Genomic DNA, 21,051 nt, shown 5'->3' with positions numbered 1-21,051 from the left:
TGGCATTATAGAGAGTTCGATCACGTTAGCAAGGGCAATTTCAAAAAAAATTCATCTTTTAGGCTCGACTGTGCACTATTCAAACAAAAGCGGGATTTTTCGATATTATTTGCACTACAGCAAGGCTAATCTAACGCTATAAACTTAATTTTTTAAGGCTCAACACTATGGTTTCATCTATACGTCCTTATAAAGGAACATATCCGACAATCGCTTCCAGTACCTATGTTGACCCATCTGCTGTACTGGTCGGTGATATTACCCTAGGGGAAGATGCCAGCATTTGGCCTTTGGTTGCTGCCCGTGGTGATGTTAACTATATAAAGGTCGGTGCAAGGAGCAATGTCCAGGATGGTACCGTTCTCCATGTCACCCGAACCAGCAGTGACAACCCGCAAGGCCACCCACTACTTATCGGGGATGATGTAACCATTGGCCATAAGGCGATGCTGCATGGCTGTCAAATTGGTAACCGGGTTTTGGTGGGGATGGGGGCGATCGTCTTAGACGGGGCAATTGTTGAAGATGACGTGATTATCGGCGCCGGAAGTTTAGTCCCACCGGGCAAGGTACTTAGAAGTGGCTTTCTTTATGTAGGTAGCCCAGCCAAACAAGCACGCCCATTATCCGATAAAGAGCGCGCTTTTTTGCCTGGTTCAGCCGATAATTATGTCAGGCTGAAAAACGAATACCTAGCAGAAGGGTAGGGCTTAGTAAATTTCGATATCGCCAGCATGATTGAATTCTTCATCTTCAATCATGGTTTCGGCGATATCTTCCAAATCAAAACGGCACTGAGCAAAAGCACTGAGTACAGCGGCCTCATCAACCAGTGCTTGGCCACACTTTTTCTCCAGCCATGCCAGGCTAACCCAACAATGGATCAACGCACCACCTTGTTGGGCAGGAAAGTTAACCGCCTGGCGTTCACTGTCCCAGGTCTGTAGATCAGCAAATAGAATATCTTGGTTCATTGTCTTCTTTATTTCTGTAGGGTACGACGAAGCTCGCGCTGGACCTGTTTAGCTCCAGGTCGAAGGCCCCGCCACAACATGAAACTCTCAGCAGCCTGGCCAACCAGCATACCCAAACCATCCAATGTCACTCTGGCACCAAACTCTTTGGCCCAGACATTGAAGGTGGTCGGCTCAGCCCCGTATACCATGTCATAGCAGGTCACTTCGGGACGGATCAAACTCGGTGGAATACCCGGTAGCTCACCACTTAAGCTGGCTGAGGTCGAGTTAATGATCACATCATATTCTTTCCCATCCAGCTCGGACAAGGTCGACGCCTCAACCGGCCCATGCGAAGAAAATAGCTCAACTAACGCCTCTGCTTTTTCTACCGTCCGGTTTGCAATCGTCAAAGCGCTAACACCTTGAGCCAATAGCGGTAGTACCACACCACGGGCAGCACCTCCCGCACCGATCAATAACACTCTTTGGCCTTCAAGCAAGGTACTGTGTTGCAGCAGATCCTGCACCAACCCTTCTCCGTCAGTGTTATCACCAAGGATCACACCGTCGTCGAGTTTCTTAAGAGTATTGACGGCACCAGCAAGCCGAGCCCGCTCGGTCAACTGGTTGGCGTAGGCAAATGCGTCTTCTTTAAATGGCATAGTGACATTACAACCGCGGCCACCAGCAGCAAAAAACGCCTCCGCCGCTTCTTTGAAACCATCGACTGGAGCAAGTTGGGCGTCATAGCGCATGTCCTGTCCTGTCTGGCGGGCAAAGAGCGTGTGAATAAAAGGGGATTTACTCTGGGCAATCGGGTTGCCAAAAACAACATACTTATCCATATGCCGGGGTTCCATGTTATCAAACCAATAAAAAGGGCCAGTATTGCTACTGACCCTATCATTGCAGATTCAATGACTCAAATCCTTTAGACTCTTACCAGCTACGCGGCTTGAGGTAACTGTCATAAAGCTCGGCTTCCGGCGAACCCGGCTCTGGGGAGTAACTGTATTCCCAGCGGGCAAGGGGAGGCATCGACATCAGGATAGATTCAGTGCGGCCGCCGCTTTGCAGGCCAAACAAGGTGCCACGGTCATATACCAGGTTAAACTCAACATAACGACCACGACGATAAAGCTGGAACTGGCGCTCACGCTCGCCATAAGGGGTAGGGTAGCGCTTCTCGACAATCGGCAAGTAGGCATCTAGGTAACCATTACCCACAGCCTGCATGTAGGCAAAGCTCTTTTCGAAACCCCATTCATTGAGATCATCAAAGAACAAGCCGCCGACCCCACGGGTCTCGTTACGGTGAGGCAGGAAGAAATACTTGTCACACCACGCCTTGTGCTCGTCATAAACTGACTCGCCAAATGGCTGGCAAAGCGCCTTGGCCGTATCGTGCCAATGCTGGCAATCCGCTTCGAACGGATAGAACGGCGTCAAATCGAAACCGCCACCAAACCACCATACCGGCTCTTCTCCCTCTTTCTCGGCAATGAAGAAACGGACATTGGCGTGAGAGGTCGGGACATACGGGTTGCGCGGGTGGAGCACCAACGAAACTCCCATCGCCTCGAAACTACGTCCGGCAAGCTCAGGACGGTGCGCGGTCGCCGATGCCGGCATCTTCGTACCGAACACATGGGAGAAGTTAACGCCAGCCTGCTCGAAGATGCGCCCTTCACGGAGTACGCGACTGCGGCCACCACCACCTTGTTCACGCTGCCATTCATCCTGCTCGAAGTTGGCTTGGCCATCCTGCTCGGCAACGGCGTTGCAGATCCTGTCTTGCAGATCCAACAAAAAGGCTTTAACGGCTTCTTTATTCACTTGCTGCATGCTCTGTATCCTATCCTTGGCGGAAAATATTACCGGTAATGGCATCTCGGATTTCTGAAGGGTTATCCCGCCCTCCGGTCTCACCCTGTAAAATCGCCGATAGCTGAGAACCCAACTGCGCTTCGACCTCAGCCACACTGCGGCCAGGCTCTTGGCCTGTGAGGTTGGCACTGGTTGATGTTAGCGGTTTACCAAAAGCAAGGCAGAGCTGTTGGACCAAAGGATGGTCAGTCACCCGAACTGCGATAGTATCGAACTGCCCAGTCAAGAAGCGTGGTACTCCCGGCTTGGTTGGCATCACCCAGGTCACCGGGCCAGGCCAAGAGGCAAAAATACGGGCTTTCTGTTCTTCGCTCAGAACGCTGTCATCCACGTAGGGAGCCAGCTGCTCATAGTTGGCAGCAATCAGGATCAATCCTTTTTCGACCGGACGCTGCTTGAGCGCCAAAAGTTTATTTACAGCGATTTCACTATCGGGATCACACCCCACGCCAAACACGGCCTCGGTAGGGTAGGCAATAACGTCCTGCTGCTGCAGGGCTGCAACCACTTGGTTCAGGTTCTCCACAGGTACCTCTTTGAATTTACTGACGTCAGTTTTAACGTTCTGTTTACCTATCTTACCGACTCCTTACTAACAACTCCATGCTCGTTAATCATTGTTGCAATTTACCTGACGCAAACGTTTTCCTTCACAAAAAATACTCGTATAATGCGCGGCACATGCATTAATACCTCACAGTTTAGTTACCCCAAAGGAGATCGGGATGAAAGTTGGGATCATCATGGGCTCAAAGTCAGATTGGCCAACCATGCAGCATGCTGCTGAAATGCTGGACCGCTTCAACATTGCTTATGAAACCAAGGTTGTGTCTGCCCACCGTACTCCGCACCTATTGGCTGAGTATGCAGAGCAAGCACAAGCGCGTGGTATCAAGGTGATTATTGCCGGTGCCGGTGGCGCTGCTCACCTACCAGGTATGACCGCGGCCTTCACTAGCCTGCCAGTCCTTGGGGTACCGGTTCAGTCCCGCGCCCTAAAAGGCATGGACTCGCTACTTTCTATCGTCCAGATGCCAAAAGGTGTTGCTGTAGGTACCTTGGCAATTGGTGATGCAGGTGCAGCCAATGCCGGCCTGCTAGCCGCACAGATCATCGGGACTCAAGACAGCACTGTCATGGCCGCGATCGATGCTTTCCGTAAAGAGCAAACTGACACTGTTCTGGCCAACCCGAATCCGGCCGAGGAAGCATAATGAAAGTACTGGTACTTGGTGCCGGGCAGCTTGCCCGAATGATGTCGCTGGCCGGTGCACCACTTAACATTGAAGTCTTTGCTTATGATGTCGGTACGGGCAATGTGGTTCATCCTTTGACCCAGCAGGTCATGCTCAAAGGGCTCAATACCGCCATTACCTATTCCGATGTGATCACCGCAGAATTCGAGCATATCCCCCATGAAATTCTCGATATCTGCGAGCAGAGCGGGAAGTTCCTGCCGACCACCGACGCGATCAAAGCAGGTGGCGATCGCCGCCTGGAAAAAGCATTGCTCGACAGCGCCGGAGTGGCCAATGCCAAATACCATTTGATCAACAGCCGTGAAGACTTAGATGCCGCAATAGACACCGTTGGCCTACCGATGGTACTGAAAAGCGCTTTAGGTGGTTATGATGGCAAAGGCCAGTGGCGCCTGAAACAACGTGAAGATGCCGACAAGATCTGGCCAGAAATGGCAGAATTCATGGCTCAGACCGATAACCAGGCCATCGTAGCCGAAGAGTTTGTTCCGTTTGACCGCGAGGTTTCACTGGTTGGTGCCCGTGGCAAAAACGGCGATATCGCAGTCTACCCACTGGCAGAAAACACCCACACTGACGGAGTGCTGAGCCTATCGGTTGCACTGACAGGCAATGAAGCACTGCAGAATCAAGCCGAAGCCATGTTCCGCTCACTCGCCGAATCGATGGACTATGTCGGTGTACTGGCCATTGAGTTCTTTGATGTTGATGGTAAGTTGCTAGTCAACGAAATCGCTCCGCGTGTCCATAACTCAGGCCACTGGACCCAGCAAGGTGCCGAAACCTGTCAGTTCGAGAACCACCTGCGTGCAGTCGCCGGGATGCCTCTGGGCAGTACGACGTTGCTTCGCCCGACGGCAATGATCAACATCCTCGGAGAAGATCGCCTGCCAACCGACTTGCTAAGCCATCCTCAGTGCCATATCCACTGGTACGGCAAAGAAAAGCGTCCAGGCCGCAAGATGGGGCACATCAATGTCTGCGCTGAGACCCAAGAGCAGCTTGATGACTCACTGGCAACCATTGCCGGTCACCTTGACCCAGCAGCATTCCCAGCCCTCAAACGCTAGCTGGCCGCCCAAAGTACCGAGCCAAGCCCAAAAAGCAGAGTCCAAACAACAAAGCCAGCATCATGCTGGCTTTGCTTTATCTATCTGTCATATCAGCAAAATGGCTTTTGACTGCCATCGACTATGGCTCAGGATTCGTCTTGGGCTTGTTCCTGATAAGCATGGCAACGGCGATCAGCGCATTGCAGCTTGGTACCGCTAGCCAATTTCTTCTCAATCAGCAAACCAAAGCCACATTCCTGGCAAGATCCCTGCACCGGCTTGGCATTGACGGCAAAACGGCACGACGGGTACTGATCACAAGCATAGAATGCCTTGCCGTATCGCGATTTTCGCTCGACCAAGTTACCTTTCTGGCACTGAGGGCAAGGAACATGGGTGGATTCGGCTTTTTTCTCTGGCGATTCAATATAGTGACATTGCGGGTAGCCACTACAGCCAATAAACATGCCGTAGCGCCCCTGGCGAAGTACCAACTCTTCGCCACAATCCGGGCAGGGTTGACCTAGGTGCTTAACGATGTGGCCATCGTTTTGCGCCAAAGGTTTAATATAGTCGCACTCAGGGTAATGGGTGCAACCAAGGAAAGGACCACGCTTGCTATTGCGCATCGCCAGCGTCGAGCCGCACTTCGGGCACAGATTGTCGTGCTCGAGGGCATGCTCATGGGCACTGAATAACTGGGTGTCAATTTTTCCAGACATACTACTCAATCATCTTCAACAACACCCCACCCATACGGACTTAGTGTATATAGCCATCTTCCATGCCATACAACAGCTCTTCCATCTGGCTGTAAGCACTTTCGTTACCCGGCGCATTAAACAGCACCATCAAGATAATCCATTTGAGATCATCAAGATTAAAATCAGCGGTTTCCAGCGCCATCACCCGGTCAATGACCATTTCACGGGTATCTGCGCCCAGCACATGAATTTGTTCTAGGTAGGTCAAAAAACCACGGCATGAGATATCCATCCGCGACATTTCCTGCGCTGTATAAATACGCATGGCTGTCACAGAGCTGGTGTTCATATATGGGGTTTCTTCGGTTTCTTGCAAAGCCGCTAGCTTTTCAAGCCACTCCAGTGCCTTGTAAATATCTTCCTGGTGGAAACCAGCACGAAGCAACTCTTCGGAAAGTTCATCCTGATCAACCATGAGCTCCGCATCACTGTGGATATAGGTTTCAAACAGGTACATTAGGATATCCATCATAACTAGCCCCTCCTCGTTCTGACATAGCCACCTGGTACGGCAGCGACCACTCCTTGCAGCTCCAATTCGAGTAACTGCATCATGACTTCATGAACGGGTAATCCACTGCGTTCAGCAACTACATCTACGGGTGTTGCCTCATTGCCTACGTTAGCCAACAGCGCTGGAAATGGCAATTTTTCATTTTCAGGATGTGGGACATAATGCGCCAACTGACTACTTTTTGCACACTCAGTAAGCACCCCAACGTCCTCAAAGATATCGACCGGAGATTCTACTAATTTAGCACCGTTTTTTATCAGTGCATGACAGCCTTTGCTCATCGGGTTATGGATCGCCCCGGGAATGGCAAAAACATCCCGCCCTTGTTCAAGGGCATAGCGGGCTGTAATTAATGATCCGCTCTTTTCTTCAGCCTCAACCACTAATACGCCGACCGACAACCCGCTGATCACCCGGTTACGACGGGGAAAATTTTGCGGCCGGGGCGGTTCATCCGGCCAAAACTCAGAAACCAGCGCACCTTGCTCGACAATCGAAGCTGCCAAATCGCGGTGCTTGGCGGGGTAGACTTTATCAAGCCCCGAACCCAATACTGCCACTGTTGCACCGCCATTTTTCAGTGCACCATAATGGGCCCGACCATCAACCCCCAGAGCCAAACCACTGGTCACCACATACTCTGCCGTTACCATAGCCGCAGCAAACTCATAGGCTGCTTCCAAACCATCAATGCTGGCTGCCCGGCTTCCCACCATAGCCAACTGGGGCTCGTGTAACCAACGGGGCTCGCCCCGGACAAACAACAAGGGTGGGGGAGAGGGTATTTCCTTTAGCAGGGCGGGATAGAGCGGGGAATCGAGGGCAATGATCTGCTGGTTTGGCTGTTGGTGCCACGCCAGACAGCGTTCAATTCTTTTTTGCGGCGGACTGGCAATATGCTGGCGCTGACGCTCGGTAAGCCCGAGCTCGGCCTGCTCGCGATCTGACAACTCGCGCAAGGCCGATGGGCTGGTACGCTCCAACAAGCGGCCAATTCGATAACCGCCCAACTGTGGCGTGGAGGCCAGAATGAGCCAATCCGTAAGTGAAGACATAGTGCCTGAAGACATAGCGCCTATTTAGCCCTGGTAGGGTGGAACCAATTGCGTACCAACCCTGAATGGCTCCATCGCCTTAGTCACAACGGCCAGACTAAAGTACTCGTAAGGCCGGATCACCATCACTTCCCCGACCGGGATATCTTGTAATTGCTGTGACTGAGATAAACTCAAGGCGGAAGACATGATTGGGCTATCCGGTTTGTTGTACTCGTACTGCCCCTTTTCACCAATATACTTAGCGCCTGGGCGGGTGATTTGGAACACATGCCCTGCCGCCAGTCCATCGAGGTGCCCCTGATCCAGCACCACCACTTCATGGGTAGCGATAAACGCCATTCCCCCTAACCCAGCCAGTACCGTGGCACTCGTCGGCTCAGGGTAAGGAGAGGGGGTAAAGCTCATTGCAGCCATGCTGGGAGGCAAAGGAGCTGGCAGGAGGATATCATTGGGCATCACCTCTCTTTTGGCATCGGTCAGCAGCACGGCACTGGTAGTTTCCGTTACGGCCACGACCTCCCCCCGTGCCACTTCTTTCAAAATAGACACCTCTGTGATCTCGCCCGATGCCAACTCACGTTGCAACTGTTGCTTGGGACGAAAAATCCCCCACTTGTCTCCTTTTATTAAAGGCGTATCTACCCAGATCGTTTCTCCGCGGGGAATATAACCCTGTGCACGACTATCGCCGATCACATGGGGGAGATGCTGTACCTCTTTGCTAGTCAGCAGCTTATCTTCAGCAAGATACGGCAACAATAATTGCGCCGGTAATGTAGTCACTGGCTTGGAAGTCACTATCGCTTTGGGTGACAAATGCTTGTGAGGCTTGCGCAGCAGGCGAGGCTGGCCATCGACCCAATGGAGGTAAAGCTGATCACCGGGATATATCCAATGGGGATCCGCAACCGTACTGCGATTGCTTTGCCATAGCTCGGGCCAACGCCACGGGCTGGCAAGGTAGTACCCGGCAATATCCCAAAGTGTATCCCCTTTTTTCACGGTGTAGACTGATGGTGCGCCTTCTATCACATTGAGCTCTGTCGCCTGGGCCTGCCACCCCATACTGATACCGGCGATAGCCATTATCAGCCCGCATTGGCACATTGCCGTTTTCAATTTTTTCATCGCTCCCCCTATAACCGCCAAGCCACACAACAGCCAAGCTATTTTGTCAGGCTGTCACTGCGCCTTTGATGAGTCCAGCTCACCACACCAGTTATCCCGGAGTTTTCGGCCTGCTTCACTTTTCCGGCGCTATTGTTGCAAGCTGTTGAAGCGCCGGGCCTAGCAGTCACACAGCACCCAAGCACCAAGTGACTGCAACGGGGTACTATGATTTGGCTTATAAAATGACTAGAATTAGAACAATTAAACGATCCCTGTTATCAGTACTGTCTTTTAAAACGAGTATCTATGTCTTTATTGCAAGTATTAACATTCCCTGACGAGCGCCTACGCACCGTTGCCAAGCCTGTTGAAGCCGTGACCCCAGAGATCCAGAAATTTGTCGATGACATGCTGGAAACCATGTACGACGAAGAAGGGATCGGCCTGGCGGCAACTCAGGTGGACTTCCACCAGCGCATCGTGGTGATCGACCTGTCGGAAGAGCGCAATGAGCCAATGGTACTGATCAACCCAGAAATTATCGAAAAGCGCGGTGAAGACGGCATTGAGGAAGGCTGCCTGTCGGTACCGGGTGCCCGTGCTCTTGTGCCACGCGCAGCTGAAGTAACCGTTAAAGCCCTAAACCGTGATGGTGAAGAGTTCACGTTTGATGCTGACGACCTACTGGCCATCTGTGTCCAGCATGAGCTTGACCACCTTGAAGGCAAGCTGTTTGTTGATTACCTGTCACCGCTGAAACGTAAGCGTATCCAGGACAAGCTGGCCAAAATCAAGCGCTTCAACGAAAAACACGCGAATAACGCTTAATTCGCCCACCAGATTTAAGGACGCTACCTTGAGCAAACCTTTGAAAATTGTTTTTGCTGGTACTCCGGATTTCGCCGCCCGTCACCTGGCGGCGTTATTGTCTTCGGAGCACGATGTTATTGCGGTGTATACCCAACCAGACCGTCCGGCGGGTCGCGGTAAAAAACTGACTGCCAGCCCGGTCAAGAATATCGCGCTTGAGCACGATATCCCGGTTTACCAACCGGAAAACTTCAAGTCAGATGAAGCCAAACAGCAACTCGCTGATCTGGACGCAGATATCATGGTCGTTGTCGCTTATGGCCTGCTTCTGCCGCAAGCAGTATTGGATACACCGAAACTAGGTTGTATCAATGTCCATGGCTCTATCCTGCCACGCTGGCGTGGCGCTGCGCCTATCCAACGCTCAATCTGGGCCGGTGATGCCGAAACGGGCGTGACCATAATGCAGATGGATATCGGCCTAGATACCGGTGATATGCTGAAGATTGCCACCCTGCCGATTGAGCCTAGCGATACCAGCGCATCGATGTACGAAAAGCTGGCCGAGCTTGGCCCTGTTGCCTTGGTCGACTGCCTTGCTGATATTGCCGAGGGCAAAGCTGCTCCTGAAAAACAGGATGACGCACTAGCCAACTACGCCAAGAAGCTGAGCAAAGAAGAGGCCTGCATCAACTGGGCCGATGATGCTGAGCATATCGAGCGCTGCATCCGCGCCTTCAACCCGTGGCCGGTGAGCTACTTTGTGGTTGCCGAGCAGAACGTCAAAGTCTGGCAAGCCAATGTTGAGGCCGATAACCAGGGCAAAGCACCGGGAACGGTTCTGGCAGCCGACAAGCAGGGGATCCTGGTCGCTACCGGCCAAGGGGCACTGCGCCTGACCGAGCTCCAGCCGCCTGGCAAAAAAGCGATGAAGGCACAGGATTTGCTGAACTCGCGCCGCGAGTGGTTCGAACCCGGCACGGTACTGTAACCCTCCAAGGGCCAGTGCTTGCACTGGCCTTACTTTTTTCAACCTACTGCCATGACAATAATGCAATGGACGTAGGTCAACACATCAGGAAATCTGCATGAACGTAAGAGCTGCAGCAGCCAAGGTTATCTATCAAGTGGTTGATCAGGGCCAGTCTCTTTCTACCGCACTGCCGGCTGCCCAACAAGATATCAAAGAGCGTGACCATGCGCTGCTCCAGGAGATCTGCTACGGTGTCCTGCGCTGGCTGCCACGCCTTGAGTCGATTACCCAGCAGCTGATGGACAAGCCGCTCAAAGGCAAACAGAGAGTCTTCCACCACCTTATTCTTGTTGGCCTGTACCAGCTGGGTTACATGCGCATCCCGGCCCATGCCGCGGTCGCCGAGACGGTCAATGCCACCAAGAACCTGAAAAAGCCGCAACTGCGTGGCCTGATCAATGCCATTTTGCGTAATTACCAACGCCAGCAAGAAAGCCTTGATGAACAAGCCACCAGCCATGATGCCGGTCGCTACGGTCACCCGGGTTGGTTGCTCAAGCTGCTAAAAGCCAGCTACCCGGAGCAACTTGATAGCATCACCACCGCCAACAATACCAAGGCGCCTATGTGGCTGCGGGTCAACCGCCAGCACCACACCCGTGATGCCTACCGCGCCCTACTGGACGAAGCCGGTATCGATACCGATATCCACCCAGAAGCCCCGGATGCCCTCAAGCTCCATGCACCCTGCGATGTCAACAAGCTGCCGGGCTTTGCCGATGGCTGGGTATCAGTGCAAGATGCAGCCGCCCAATTATCAGTGGAATACCTCCAGCCACAGGCCGGCGAACTGATCCTCGATTGCTGCGCCGCACCCGGCGGTAAAACTGCCCATATCATGGAGCGCCAGCCGGATACCCAAGTGGTTGCGATCGACTGTGATGACAACCGCCTCAAGCGCGTGCATGACAACCTGCAGCGCCTAAACCTGACCGCCCAGGTGCTGTGTGCCGATGCACGCTACCCGGATCAATGGTGGCAGGGCGAGCAGTTCGACCGCATCTTGTTGGATGCGCCTTGTTCGGCCACCGGCGTGATCCGCCGCCACCCGGATATCAAGTGGCTGCGCCGCGCCGATGACATCGATGCCCTGGCCCAGTTGCAGTCTGAAATCGTCGATGCGATGTGGCAGCAGCTAAAACCGGGCGGCACCTTGGTCTATGCGACATGCTCTATTACTCCGCAGGAAAACAGCGAGCAGGTCAAAGCGTTCCTGGCACGCACAACAGATGCCGAACTGATCGGCAGCGATAGCGAGCAACCCGGCCGCCAGATATTACCTGGCGAACAGGATATGGACGGCTTCTACTATGCCGTTATGCGTAAAGCGCGCTAACTAACCAACAACGGAACTTGATTATCAAGTTCCGTTTTTTTGTTCACATTTCGGGACGTTAAGCGGGTAATTCAGCGTGTTCGCTTTCTATCGCTGAAAACTAAGTTATTCTAAATGAGCAGAGTTCTGCATGACCCTTATCCCGAAGCGTAGTAACCTACAACGATTCTATTAATCAGGCATATGCTATGAAAATTATCATTCTCGGAGCCGGACAGGTCGGCGGTACCCTTGCCGAAAACCTGGTTGGCGAGAACAACGATATTACTATCGTCGATAAGGACCCAGAGCGCCTGCGCGAGCTGCAAGATAAGTATGATCTGCGTGTCGTGCAGGGCTTTGCCAGCCATCCCCGCACCCTGCGCGAAGCCGGGGCACAGGATGCCGACATGCTGGTATCGGTCACCAACTCCGATGAAACCAATATGATCGCCTGCCAGATCGCCTTTACCCTGTTCAACACCCCAAACCGGGTGGCACGTATCCGCTCGCCGGAGTACCTCAAGGAAAAGGACCAACTGTTCCAGTCCGATGCCGTACCGGTCGATCACCTGATCGCCCCGGAAGAGCTAGTGACCGGTTATATCGAACGCCTGATCGAGTACCCGGGAGCCTTGCAGGTCGTTGGCTTTGCCGAAGACAAAGTCGGCCTGGTTGCAGTAAAAGCTTATTATGGCGGCCCACTGGTCGGTAATGCCCTGTCAGCACTGCGCGAACATATGCCCCATGTCGATACCCGGGTAGCGGCGATTTTCCGCCAGGGCCGGCCGATCCGACCACGTGGTACCACCATTATCGAAGCCGATGACGAAGTCTTCTTCGTGGCGGCAAGCAACCATATCCGCTCGGTGATGAGTGAGCTGCAGCGTCTCGAAAAACCCTACAAACGCCTGATGATTGTCGGTGGCGGTAACATCGGTGCCGGCCTCGCCCGCCGCTTGGAGCAAAACTACAGCGTCAAGCTGATCGAGCGTAATCCCGAGCGGGCCGAGAACCTATCGGAAATGCTGGAGAACACCATCGTATTCTGCGGTGACGCGTCCGATCAGGAGTTGCTGAGCGAAGAGCATATCGAGCAAATCGACGTGTTCATTGCCGTCACCAATGATGACGAAGCCAACATCATGTCTGCCATGCTGGCCAAGCGTATGGGGGCCAAGAAAGTCATGGTACTGATCCAGCGCGGGGCCTATGTCGATCTGGTCCAGGGCGGTACCATTGATATTGCGATTTCGCCACAGCAAGCCACCATCTCGGCACTGCTGACCCACGTGCGAAAGGCCGATATCGTCAACGTATCCTCGTTGCGCCGCGGCGCTGCCGAAGCCATCGAGGCCATTGCCCACGGGGACTCGACAACCTCCAAGGTGGTCGGCAAGGCGGTAGGTGACATCAAACTACCACCAGGCACCACTATCGGCGCGGTTGTCCGCGGTGAAGAAGTGCTTATCGCCCATGACCGTACCGTGATCGAACAAAACGACCACGTGGTAATGTTCCTGGTCGATAAGAAATATATCCCAGACGTCGAACGCCTGTTCCAACCTAGTCCGTTCTTCCTGTAGCAGCCATCATGGTTAACTTTCGTCCCATTCTGTTCGTGATAGGGCTGGTCTTATCCAAGATCGCCCTGTTCATGTATGTCCCGACCCTGGTGGCCTTCGCCACCGGGACCGAGGGTTTTATCGACTTCGCCACTGCCGTCATCATCACCCATGTGGTGGCCTTCCTGTGCCTGACATTCGGCCGTACCAGCGAGTTCAAGCTCGGGGTGCGTGATATGTTTATGATCACCACCCTGGTATGGACCATTGCCAGTGCCTTTGCGGCCTTGCCGTTCGTCTTTATCAACCATATCAGCTTCACCGATGCCTACTTCGAGACCATGTCGGGGATCACCACCACCGGCTCGACGGTACTCAGCGGATTGGATGATATGGCCCCGAGTATATTGCTGTGGCGCTCCACCCTGCAGTGGCTTGGCGGGATCGGCTTTATCGTGATGGGGGTGGCTATCTTGCCGATGCTCAATGTCGGTGGTATGCGCCTGTTCCAGACCGAGTCGTCCGACTGGTCGGATAAAAGCTCGCCGCGGACCAAGAGCGTGGCCAAGAACATCGTCAATGTCTATCTCAGCCTGACCGGGCTGTGTTTCCTCGGCTACCTGCTGACTGGCATGAACACCTTCGATGCCATCAACCATGCTTTTACCACGCTGTCGACCGGAGGCTACTCGACCTCGGACGGCTCGATGAACCATTTCTCCAACAGTGCCCATTGGGTGGCGATAGTCTTCATGTTTGCCGGCGGCCTGCCGTTCTTGCTGTTCGTCCAGGCCTTGCGCAAGCGCGAAGCCCGCACCCTGCTAAGCGATGCCCAGGTAAGAGGCTTTACCATGTTGGTGTTCAGCGCCGGACTTGCCGTCGCACTGTGGTTGACCTGGCAGTTGGACTACCGCTTTATCGATGCCTTTAGGGTCTCACTGTTCAACATCATCTCGGTGGTCACCACTACCGGCTTCGGCCTCGATGATTTCACCGCCTGGGGACCTTTCCCGACGATCATCTTTGCCTTCATCATGCTAGTCGGTGGCTGTTCGGGCTCGACCGCCGGGGGGATCAAGATCTTCCGTTTCCAGGTCGCTTTCGCCTTGCTGCGCAAGCAGATGATGCAGCTGATCCACCCGTCGGGTGTTTTCATCCAGCGCTACAACGGCCGGCCGGTCACCGATGGTATCGTTCGTTCGGTAGTTGCCTTTGCCCTGACCTTTGTCCTGACCATCGTGGTGGTGGCCGCTGTGCTCGGTATGCAGGGACTGGATGCGATCACCAGCATCACCGGTGCCGTTACCGCTGTCGCCAATGTTGGTCCAGGGATGGGGGATGTGATAGGCCCAACCGGCAACTTTGCTACCTTGCCGGATCTGGCCAAATGGACTCTGAGCTTTGGTATGCTGATGGGAAGGCTGGAGATCCTGACCGTATTGGTGGTGTTCTTCCCTGCTTTCTGGCGCAACTAGTCAGCCACAGCCATAGAAACCCAAAGAGAGCCAAAGAGAGCCAACCGGCTCTCTTTTTTATTGGGGCAAACGTAATGCTCTCTTACATGGTTAGACTGGCTTGACGTAGAAATAGATCGCCAGGAAATGTAAGACGGTGCCACCCAACACAAACAAGTGCCAAATCGCATGATTGTAGGGAATGCGCTTGTTGACGTAGAACACCACACCAATTGAGTAAACGATGCCACCAGCTGCCAGCAAAACCAAACCGCCAGCCGCCAAGGTCATCGCCAGAGGATAGATCGCTATCAGTGACAGCCAGCCCATGGTCAGGTAGGTCGCCAGTGACAGTCGCTTGAAGCGATAGACAAAAGCGATCTTGAGTACGATGCCGATCAGCGCGATGGCCCAGATCACAGCCATTAGGGTAATGGCTAGCGGGGTACGCAGGGTGATCAGCAAAAATGGAGTATAGGTACCGGCTATCAGCAGATAGATAGCACAATGGTCAAAGGTCTTCAGTGCCCGCTTGGCCCGCTCAAACGGGATGGCATGGTAAAGCGTCGAGGCCAGATAGAGCAAAATCATACTGGCCCCATAGATACTCAGACTGGTAATACTCAACGCGTCGGCACCGTGGCTGACTGCCTGCATCAGCAGCAAGACCAAGCCGACAATACCAAACACCATGCCAAGGCCATGGCTGATACTGTTTGCCACCTCTTCTGTGACCGAATACCCCGATTCTGTTGCCAACTGCTCCGCCATTACTGTCATCCTAAATATAGAGTTTATGCTCAATATATTAGCAGTATGGCACATTTAGCTTACAGGTGTAAGCTGAAATAGGTGTTTTTTGTGAATCGTTCTTATTTCGCCGTCAGAACAACAAAAATCAATTCGCTAGGTTGTTTGATCTAAAAAAGCCAAAACCCGTTCGCCCGCCTGCTGCGGGTGTAAACTCGCCGGGATCTCGCAATATCGTTCGAGCTCTCCCCGGCCTAGCAGGCCCGAGAGCATGCCACTGAAACCACGCTGGCGGCGATCAATCTCAAACCACATCTGCAGCCCCGATTCACCACGGAATACCACTATTTCCAACTCGCGCCAGCGGCCATGGTAAGGGCCGGATACCGGCACAAACTCAAACTCCTGGACAAACGGCAGCTCAAAGCCCTTGGCGGCCTCGCATTCCACTTGGCGGATCCGAAGACCGGCCAACTCCAGTGCCGAGAACACGCCATCCAACAACGGATCCGGCCGGACAGTCAGCAGATCTTTGTCCTTGGCATCAAAAGCCAGCGGCATATCGAGATGGGTTTCGAGCCAGACGTGGGAATCGCCAATGGTAATAGGGGTATTGAAAGGCAACGCCAAACTGACGTCGAAATGGCGTTCTTCGTTGGCACCGATAACAAACGAGTAGGGCAGCGACCATTCAGCCAAACGGCAAGTCTGGGTGACTTTTTCCTTGCGGTGCTGACTGTCTCCCCGGCTAGTTTCCACTTCTTCTTCGTAGTGGCAACACAGGAACAGGTAAATATTGTCGATCTGCTGCTCCACTTTACCGCCATGGACCTGCACATCAACTTCCAGGGGCTCACCGGGGATCAGTACGCCTTGCGGCAGCACAGTATCGACCCGGGCCGAGCCAATACCCAGGCTGGCCAAGCTTTTGCGGAATAATGACATCAGAGCATCTCCTTTGCTGCATACGCATGGGCACTACGACCAAATGCGCACTTTCAATATGAAATGATACTTATATTGCAGTGAACACTGTGCGGCTGCAAGGGGAGACTAGGCGATCTGGTGCACAAACAAAAAAACGAAGCCTCAGCTTCGTTTTCTCTCTAGCGCAACAATTCAATGGTGGCCTGTCTGGCCGCTTCCGGATCGCGGGCCATGATGCCGTCGACCACTTTCTGGTGCAGTTCAAGCTTGAGCAGCTTCTCCCGGGTGATCACCCTGAAGTAACTCTCGAATACCGCCTTGAACAAGTTACCAAACGGGCTGATGAAATGGTTGCCCGAGGCAAAGTAAATCAGCTGATGATAGCGGGTATCCACTTCCACCCAGCGCTCTTTATCAAATTTCTCACCCAGAGCATGCATTTCTGCCATCAGGCTGCATAACTCTTCGCGATCAGCATCATTGGCATTGAGGGCGGTCAGGGCGGCAGCCTCTGGCTCAAGGGAAATTCTGACCCGCTGGAATTCAGCCACCAGCTCACCATGCTGTTCGAAATTAAGCCAAGCCAGCAAATCCTGATCGAGATAATTCCAGTTTCGCTTCGGCAGTACCCGGGTACCGATACGCGGGCGGGGCAGTACCATCCCCTTGGCCGCCAACATTTTGATCGCTTCGCGAATTGCGGTCCGGCTCACCCCGTACATTTCTCCCAGCTCGACTTCACCTGGCAAAATATCGCCCGGTGCCGTTTCGCCACGCAAGATCTGCTGTCCGATTGATTCTGCCAGTTTATATGACAAGTTACGGCTGGTGACCCGTCGCTGCTGATCGTGATCCATTAACTCCCTCCAGAGGCTGTTGTTATCGTCCTGCCTCTCTGTGTTCGGCAGGCGCTTATTGCCAGCAAGGCTGCATTAGACCACAAAGCGGCACCAGATAAACGGCTTATCTTCACAGATGACGAGACAGGTAACAATTCGCTTGCAAGCACGGGTAATAAATGAGAGGTAAATACTTTTGCCATGGTCAAATATCACTCGACTTAATCATAGGTTGTTGCTATTCTCGCCGCGAAAATTAAACACTATTTTATTCCCGCAGAGGAACGGCCCAGCCAACAACACAGATGCGGAAATAATGTATTCACTCTGGCCACGGAAGCGCCTGACTAATAGGTAAATCATGCGCCCAGCCTCGTTCGTCAGGTACAGCACACCTCGCAGTCCATCACGCCTGCGCAGTACCTCGCACGCCCCAACGCTAAAAAGCAAAACAACCAAAACCGCTGTTCAATCCCTGCCTGTGACCCCAGCTACGCAATCGGCTGATGTCATCACCCGCAGCGAAAAAGCCGCGTAGCTCAAAGCAAGTGTTCAGGGCAGCCTTCGGGTTGCCCTTTTATTTCCATCCAGCTATTTGTATCCGTGCCAGCTTTGTTATAACGTTACCCACAATAAAAATATGACTATAAAGTTAATCAGCCTTTACTAAGTGGAGTTGTTATGAAGACCCATCGCGTCAATGAAATGATCGAGCTTATTCACCCTGAGTGGCTCAAAGAGCCGGATATGAACCTGGTTCAGTTCTTGCTGAAACTGGCCGAAGAAGCCAAGTTCGAGGGCAAACTGGAAGATCTGACCGACGACGTCCTGATTTACCACCTGAAGATGCGCAACAGCGAGAAGCAGGAGATGATCCCGGGTATAGCCAAGGATTGCGAAGACGACTTCAAGACTGCCATCTTACGCGCTCGCGGCATCATCAAGTGATCCATTTGCTGGGCCGCCATGGTCCAGCATTAATTCCCCCGCCTTCTTTTATCTATCTCTCAACGGCTTAGTACTTGCCACCTCACACTCTCGGGTATCTGTTGCCTAAATTATGACCTTGCTAGCGTACTCCTCCACGCGGCTAGGATATACTCCCCCTCGTAACATTTATTTACCAATCTCTTACAATTAAAACGTACCGGCCGGCAAAGTACTGGCTGCCGCTGCCTGTGAAGCAGCATCCAAGGAAAGTAATGTCATGACCCAAGAGAAAATCAAGATAAAGGATGTCACCCCGCCGACGTTCAACCCCAAGACCCACAAAGGGGGTAGCGATCGATTCAACCCAAGCAACCGGATCTATGTCCGTGCCGCCAAAGGGGTATATCAACAACTGAGACGGCGCATGGGCTGGCTGCTGATGCTGCTGTTCATGGGCTTGCCGTGGATCCCCTACGGCGACCGCCAGGCAATCCTGCTCGATATCGGCCAGCAACAGTTCAACTTTTTCGGTACCACCCTTTGGCCGCAAGATCTCACCTTGCTGGCGACCCTGTTCATGATTGCCGCCTTTGCCCTGTTTTTCGTCACTACTTTCCTCGGCCGGGTGTGGTGTGGCTATTTCTGTCCCCAGACAGTCTGGACCTTCATCTATATCTGGTTTGAAGAAAAGCTCGAGGGACCAGCCAACAAGCGCCGCAAACAGGACAGTATCAAGCCCACAGCCAAGCTCATCGGCCGCAAAGTCCTCAAGCATATTGCCTGGCTTGCCGTTGCCCTTGCCACCGGGCTGACCTTTGTCGGCTACTTCCTGCCGATCAAATCTCTGGTAGTCGACTTCTTCACCTTCGGGACCAGCTTCTGGGCCGGCTTCTGGGTGTTGTTCTTTACCGGTTGTACTTATGCCAATGCTGGCTGGATGCGCTCGATAGTCTGTATCCACATGTGTCCTTATGCCCGCTTCCAGTCGGCGATGTTCGACAAGGACACCTACATTGTCGGCTATGATGTAGAACGCGGCGAAGCCCGTGGTCCAAGGCCGCGCAAGAAAGACCCCAAAGCACTTGGCCTTGGTGACTGTATCGACTGTAACCTGTGCGTGCAGGTGTGCCCGACCGGCATCGATATCCGTGACGGCCTGCAGTATGAGTGCATCAACTGCGGCGCCTGTGTCGATGCCTGTGACGAGACCATGGATCGCATGGGTTATGACAAACGCCTGATCAGTTATACCACCGAGCATAAACTGGAAGGCCATAGCACCCACATCATGCGTCCAAAGCTGATTGGCTATGGCGGTGTGATGGTGGCGATGATCGGCCTGTTTTTCTATCTGCTCGCTTCGGTGCAGCCAATGGGACTGGATGTGATCCGCGACCGCAGCCAGCTGTTCCGGGTAAACAATGAGGGCTTGGTGGAAAATACCTATACCCTCAAAATCCTGAACAAAACCCAGCAAGATACCCGCTATACCCTGGCCGTCAGCGGTATCGAGGAGATCGAGTGGTACGGCCCGCAGCAAATCAATGTCGAGGCAGGGGAAATCTTTACCCTGCCAGTCAGCCTCGGCGTCGACCCATATCTGCTGCAGGGTAATATTGCCGATATCACCTTTACCCTGACCCGGGAGAGCGACGGTAGCCAGATCCATACCGAGAGCCGATTCATCGGCGAGCTGCGCTAAACCCATTGTTCAATTAAATGAAAAAGAGTGTAAAGAAAGGGCCATAAAAGGCCCTTTCTTATTATGATGTTATAATTGCGTACTATCTGTACCTAGTGGAAAGTCACGATGACACAACAACACGGCTTCAACTTTGCCGATCTCAACCCAGACCTGTTGCTGGATGCCCTCGATAGCATCGGCATCCGTGCTGAATCCGGCCTGCTACCGCTCAACAGCTACGAGAACCGGGTTTACCAGTTTGTCGCCGAAGACGGTGCCCGCTATGTCACCAAGTTTTATCGCCCCCAGCGCTGGACCGACGAACAGATTGACGAAGAGCATCAGTTCACGCTGGAACTAGCCGAACAAGAAATTCCCGTGGCAGCCCCGATTGCCATCGATAAACGTACTCTCCATCCGTTCCAAAACCATCGCCTCGCATTATTCCCGAGCATGGGAGGACGCCAGTTCGAGGTCGACAACTTTGATCAACTGGAATGGGTTGGCCGCTTTCTTGGCCGGATCCATCGGGTCGGCCAGCGCACCACCTTTGCGCACCGCCCGACTATCAGCCTGGAAGAGTACCTCTACCAGCCCCGTCAGGTCCTCGAGCAATCGACGATGATCCCCGAGCACCTCAAGCATGCTTTTTTTGCCGATCTCGATACCCTGATCCGCGAGCTTGAACAGCAATGGCACAACGACTGGCAATCTATCCGCCTTCATGGTGACTGCCACCCGGGTAATATCCTATGGCGTGACGGCCCGCTGTTCGTCGACTTGGACGATGCCCGCAACGGCCCGGCAGTCCAAGACCTGTGGATGTTACTCAACGGCGAACGCCATGATCAGTTGGCCCAGCTCGACACCATCTTGGAAGCCTATAGTGAATTTGCCGACTTCGATCAAAAACAGTTGCAACTGATCGAGCCTTTGCGCGGTCTTAGAATGGTACATTACATGGCTTGGCTAACCCGCCGCTGGGAAGATCCTGCTTTCCCGCAGGCATTTCCATGGTTTGCCGATGCCAAATACTGGGAAGGCCAAGTGTTGGCATTCAAGGAGCAGCTGGCAGCCCTGCAGGAACCGCCATTGCAACTGATGCCGCAATGGTAATAATACTAATCACAACAACAGGGAA

23 protein-coding genes are annotated in these 21,051 nt (G+C 53.3%); 12 read left to right on the top strand and 11 right to left on the bottom strand.

Going from position 1 to position 21,051, the window contains the following annotated elements; translation table 11 throughout:
* Window positions 1-167 precede the first annotated feature (167 nt).
* Entirely contained in the window at window positions 168-707 is a 540-nt protein-coding gene (locus ACXAD4_RS17325) for a gamma carbonic anhydrase family protein (protein WP_475243007.1), read from the top strand.
* Between the two features lie 3 nt (window positions 708-710).
* Here the strand turns inward: ACXAD4_RS17325 and ACXAD4_RS17320 are convergent, their stop codons facing one another.
* From ACXAD4_RS17320 to tsaC, 4 genes are all read right to left on the bottom strand, one after another.
* On the bottom strand, window positions 711-974 hold the full coding sequence (locus ACXAD4_RS17320) for a DUF1488 family protein (protein WP_475243006.1): 264 nt from the start codon (window positions 972-974) through the stop codon (window positions 711-713).
* Window positions 975-982: 8 nt separating this feature from the next.
* The gene (gene aroE, locus ACXAD4_RS17315; RefSeq protein WP_475243005.1) at window positions 983-1,804 is read right to left on the bottom strand and encodes a shikimate dehydrogenase; all 822 of its coding nucleotides are present in this window, start codon (window positions 1,802-1,804) and stop codon (window positions 983-985) included.
* 94 nt (window positions 1,805-1,898) lie between these two features.
* A complete protein-coding gene (gene hemF / locus ACXAD4_RS17310; RefSeq protein WP_475243004.1) occupies window positions 1,899-2,804 on the bottom strand; it encodes an oxygen-dependent coproporphyrinogen oxidase in 906 nt (301 codons plus the stop codon).
* A gap of 10 nt (window positions 2,805-2,814) precedes the next feature.
* Complete coding sequence (gene tsaC / locus ACXAD4_RS17305; RefSeq protein ID WP_475243003.1) at window positions 2,815-3,372, bottom strand: L-threonylcarbamoyladenylate synthase type 1 TsaC; 558 nt, start codon at window positions 3,370-3,372, stop codon at window positions 2,815-2,817.
* Window positions 3,373-3,571: 199 nt separating this feature from the next.
* On the opposite strand from tsaC, the gene purE reads away from it, so the two are divergent.
* Both purE and ACXAD4_RS17295 read left to right on the top strand, forming a co-directional pair.
* Window positions 3,572-4,060, top strand: coding sequence for a 5-(carboxyamino)imidazole ribonucleotide mutase (gene purE / locus ACXAD4_RS17300; RefSeq protein WP_107301403.1), 489 nt, complete (start codon window positions 3,572-3,574; stop codon window positions 4,058-4,060).
* Complete coding sequence (locus ACXAD4_RS17295; RefSeq protein ID WP_475243002.1) at window positions 4,060-5,175, top strand: 5-(carboxyamino)imidazole ribonucleotide synthase; 1,116 nt, start codon at window positions 4,060-4,062, stop codon at window positions 5,173-5,175. Before purE ends, ACXAD4_RS17295 begins: the two co-directional genes overlap by 1 nt.
* 128 nt (window positions 5,176-5,303) lie before the next feature.
* Here the strand turns inward: ACXAD4_RS17295 and ACXAD4_RS17290 are convergent, their stop codons facing one another.
* Genes ACXAD4_RS17290 through ACXAD4_RS17275 form a run of 4 tightly spaced genes read right to left on the bottom strand, consistent with a single transcriptional unit; the run spans window position 5,304 to window position 8,621 of the window.
* Window positions 5,304-5,879 carry a DNA topoisomerase family protein gene (locus tag ACXAD4_RS17290; protein ID WP_475243001.1) on the bottom strand — a complete coding sequence of 192 codons (576 nt, stop codon included), beginning with the start codon at window positions 5,877-5,879 and terminating at the stop codon, window positions 5,304-5,306.
* Between the two features lie 40 nt (window positions 5,880-5,919).
* Window positions 5,920-6,393 (bottom strand): DUF494 family protein, encoded by a 474-nt coding sequence (locus ACXAD4_RS17285; RefSeq protein ID WP_317524668.1) that lies wholly within the window; start codon window positions 6,391-6,393, stop codon window positions 5,920-5,922.
* 2 nt (window positions 6,394-6,395) lie between these two features.
* Window positions 6,396-7,490 (bottom strand): DNA-processing protein DprA, encoded by a 1,095-nt coding sequence (gene dprA / locus ACXAD4_RS17280; RefSeq protein WP_475242999.1) that lies wholly within the window; start codon window positions 7,488-7,490, stop codon window positions 6,396-6,398.
* A 24-nt stretch (window positions 7,491-7,514) separates the two neighbouring features.
* Window positions 7,515-8,621, bottom strand: a complete 1,107-nt coding sequence (locus ACXAD4_RS17275; RefSeq protein WP_475242997.1) for a LysM peptidoglycan-binding domain-containing protein — start codon at window positions 8,619-8,621, stop codon at window positions 7,515-7,517.
* A 288-nt stretch (window positions 8,622-8,909) separates the two neighbouring features.
* On the opposite strand from ACXAD4_RS17275, the gene def reads away from it, so the two are divergent.
* The 5 genes from def (at window position 8,910) to ACXAD4_RS17250 (ending at window position 14,801) form a co-directional block, all read left to right on the top strand.
* Window positions 8,910-9,431 (top strand): peptide deformylase, encoded by a 522-nt coding sequence (gene def, locus ACXAD4_RS17270; RefSeq protein WP_475242996.1) that lies wholly within the window; start codon window positions 8,910-8,912, stop codon window positions 9,429-9,431.
* Between the two features lie 28 nt (window positions 9,432-9,459).
* Complete coding sequence (gene fmt, locus ACXAD4_RS17265) at window positions 9,460-10,404, top strand: methionyl-tRNA formyltransferase (RefSeq protein WP_475242994.1); 945 nt, start codon at window positions 9,460-9,462, stop codon at window positions 10,402-10,404.
* A 97-nt stretch (window positions 10,405-10,501) separates the two neighbouring features.
* A complete protein-coding gene (gene rsmB / locus ACXAD4_RS17260) occupies window positions 10,502-11,782 on the top strand; it encodes a 16S rRNA (cytosine(967)-C(5))-methyltransferase RsmB (RefSeq protein WP_475242992.1) in 1,281 nt (426 codons plus the stop codon).
* Between the two features lie 188 nt (window positions 11,783-11,970).
* Window positions 11,971-13,347 carry a Trk system potassium transporter TrkA gene (gene trkA / locus ACXAD4_RS17255; RefSeq protein ID WP_317524661.1) on the top strand — a complete coding sequence of 459 codons (1,377 nt, stop codon included), beginning with the start codon at window positions 11,971-11,973 and terminating at the stop codon, window positions 13,345-13,347.
* 8 nt (window positions 13,348-13,355) lie between these two features.
* Window positions 13,356-14,801, top strand: coding sequence for a TrkH family potassium uptake protein (locus ACXAD4_RS17250; RefSeq protein ID WP_475242990.1), 1,446 nt, complete (start codon window positions 13,356-13,358; stop codon window positions 14,799-14,801).
* A 90-nt stretch (window positions 14,802-14,891) separates the two neighbouring features.
* Here the strand turns inward: ACXAD4_RS17250 and trhA are convergent, their stop codons facing one another.
* The 3 genes from trhA to ACXAD4_RS17235 all read right to left on the bottom strand — a co-directional run bounded on the left by trhA (window position 14,892) and on the right by ACXAD4_RS17235 (window position 17,314).
* Window positions 14,892-15,551, bottom strand: a complete 660-nt coding sequence (gene trhA, locus ACXAD4_RS17245) for a PAQR family membrane homeostasis protein TrhA (protein WP_475242989.1) — start codon at window positions 15,549-15,551, stop codon at window positions 14,892-14,894.
* 135 nt (window positions 15,552-15,686) lie between these two features.
* Window positions 15,687-16,475 carry a sporulation protein gene (locus tag ACXAD4_RS17240; RefSeq protein WP_475242988.1) on the bottom strand — a complete coding sequence of 263 codons (789 nt, stop codon included), beginning with the start codon at window positions 16,473-16,475 and terminating at the stop codon, window positions 15,687-15,689.
* Between the two features lie 161 nt (window positions 16,476-16,636).
* Entirely contained in the window at window positions 16,637-17,314 is a 678-nt protein-coding gene (locus ACXAD4_RS17235; protein WP_475242987.1) for a FadR/GntR family transcriptional regulator, read from the bottom strand.
* 343 nt (window positions 17,315-17,657) lie between these two features.
* Here ACXAD4_RS17235 and ACXAD4_RS17230 point away from each other — a divergent pair, with 343 nt between their 5' ends.
* The 4 genes from ACXAD4_RS17230 (at window position 17,658) to ACXAD4_RS17215 (ending at window position 21,026) form a co-directional block, all read left to right on the top strand.
* On the top strand, window positions 17,658-17,834 hold the full coding sequence (locus tag ACXAD4_RS17230; protein WP_475242986.1) for a hypothetical protein: 177 nt from the start codon (window positions 17,658-17,660) through the stop codon (window positions 17,832-17,834).
* A gap of 143 nt (window positions 17,835-17,977) precedes the next feature.
* Window positions 17,978-18,244, top strand: a complete 267-nt coding sequence (locus ACXAD4_RS17225; RefSeq protein ID WP_475242984.1) for a YihD family protein — start codon at window positions 17,978-17,980, stop codon at window positions 18,242-18,244.
* Between the two features lie 259 nt (window positions 18,245-18,503).
* The gene (ccoG, locus tag ACXAD4_RS17220; RefSeq protein ID WP_475242983.1) at window positions 18,504-19,928 is read left to right on the top strand and encodes a cytochrome c oxidase accessory protein CcoG; all 1,425 of its coding nucleotides are present in this window, start codon (window positions 18,504-18,506) and stop codon (window positions 19,926-19,928) included.
* Between the two features lie 108 nt (window positions 19,929-20,036).
* A complete protein-coding gene (locus tag ACXAD4_RS17215; protein ID WP_475242982.1) occupies window positions 20,037-21,026 on the top strand; it encodes a serine/threonine protein kinase in 990 nt (329 codons plus the stop codon).
* Window positions 21,027-21,051: the final 25 nt, after the last annotated feature.

It is taken from the genome of Photobacterium sp. AWH4_225, assembly GCF_056158405.1.
Note: the sequence above shows the minus strand (reverse complement) of the source record. Positions and strands in the feature narration are given on the sequence as shown.

Excerpts from the sequence above, each read along its gene's own strand:
- ACXAD4_RS17325 (WP_475243007.1), top strand. The coding sequence starts at position 168 with ATGGTTTCATCTATACGTCCTTATAAAGGAACATATCCGACAATCGCT.
- ACXAD4_RS17320 (WP_475243006.1), bottom strand. The coding sequence starts at position 974 with ATGAACCAAGATATTCTATTTGCTGATCTACAGACCTGGGACAGTGAA.
- aroE (WP_475243005.1), bottom strand. The coding sequence starts at position 1,804 with ATGGATAAGTATGTTGTTTTTGGCAACCCGATTGCCCAGAGTAAATCC.
- hemF (WP_475243004.1), bottom strand. The coding sequence starts at position 2,804 with ATGCAGCAAGTGAATAAAGAAGCCGTTAAAGCCTTTTTGTTGGATCTG.
- purE (WP_107301403.1), top strand. The coding sequence starts at position 3,572 with ATGAAAGTTGGGATCATCATGGGCTCAAAGTCAGATTGGCCAACCATG.
- ACXAD4_RS17295 (WP_475243002.1), top strand. The coding sequence starts at position 4,060 with ATGAAAGTACTGGTACTTGGTGCCGGGCAGCTTGCCCGAATGATGTCG.
- ACXAD4_RS17290 (WP_475243001.1), bottom strand. The coding sequence starts at position 5,879 with ATGTCTGGAAAAATTGACACCCAGTTATTCAGTGCCCATGAGCATGCC.
- ACXAD4_RS17285 (WP_317524668.1), bottom strand. The coding sequence starts at position 6,393 with ATGATGGATATCCTAATGTACCTGTTTGAAACCTATATCCACAGTGAT.
- dprA (WP_475242999.1), bottom strand. The coding sequence starts at position 7,490 with ATGTCTTCACTTACGGATTGGCTCATTCTGGCCTCCACGCCACAGTTG.
- ACXAD4_RS17275 (WP_475242997.1), bottom strand. The coding sequence starts at position 8,621 with ATGAAAAAATTGAAAACGGCAATGTGCCAATGCGGGCTGATAATGGCT.
- def (WP_475242996.1), top strand. The coding sequence starts at position 8,910 with ATGTCTTTATTGCAAGTATTAACATTCCCTGACGAGCGCCTACGCACC.
- rsmB (WP_475242992.1), top strand. The coding sequence starts at position 10,502 with ATGAACGTAAGAGCTGCAGCAGCCAAGGTTATCTATCAAGTGGTTGAT.
- trkA (WP_317524661.1), top strand. The coding sequence starts at position 11,971 with ATGAAAATTATCATTCTCGGAGCCGGACAGGTCGGCGGTACCCTTGCC.
- ACXAD4_RS17250 (WP_475242990.1), top strand. The coding sequence starts at position 13,356 with ATGGTTAACTTTCGTCCCATTCTGTTCGTGATAGGGCTGGTCTTATCC.
- trhA (WP_475242989.1), bottom strand. The coding sequence starts at position 15,551 with ATGGCGGAGCAGTTGGCAACAGAATCGGGGTATTCGGTCACAGAAGAG.
- ACXAD4_RS17240 (WP_475242988.1), bottom strand. The coding sequence starts at position 16,475 with ATGTCATTATTCCGCAAAAGCTTGGCCAGCCTGGGTATTGGCTCGGCC.
- ACXAD4_RS17235 (WP_475242987.1), bottom strand. The coding sequence starts at position 17,314 with ATGGATCACGATCAGCAGCGACGGGTCACCAGCCGTAACTTGTCATAT.
- ACXAD4_RS17230 (WP_475242986.1), top strand. The coding sequence starts at position 17,658 with ATGCGCCCAGCCTCGTTCGTCAGGTACAGCACACCTCGCAGTCCATCA.
- ACXAD4_RS17225 (WP_475242984.1), top strand. The coding sequence starts at position 17,978 with ATGAAGACCCATCGCGTCAATGAAATGATCGAGCTTATTCACCCTGAG.
- ccoG (WP_475242983.1), top strand. The coding sequence starts at position 18,504 with ATGACCCAAGAGAAAATCAAGATAAAGGATGTCACCCCGCCGACGTTC.
- ACXAD4_RS17215 (WP_475242982.1), top strand. The coding sequence starts at position 20,037 with ATGACACAACAACACGGCTTCAACTTTGCCGATCTCAACCCAGACCTG.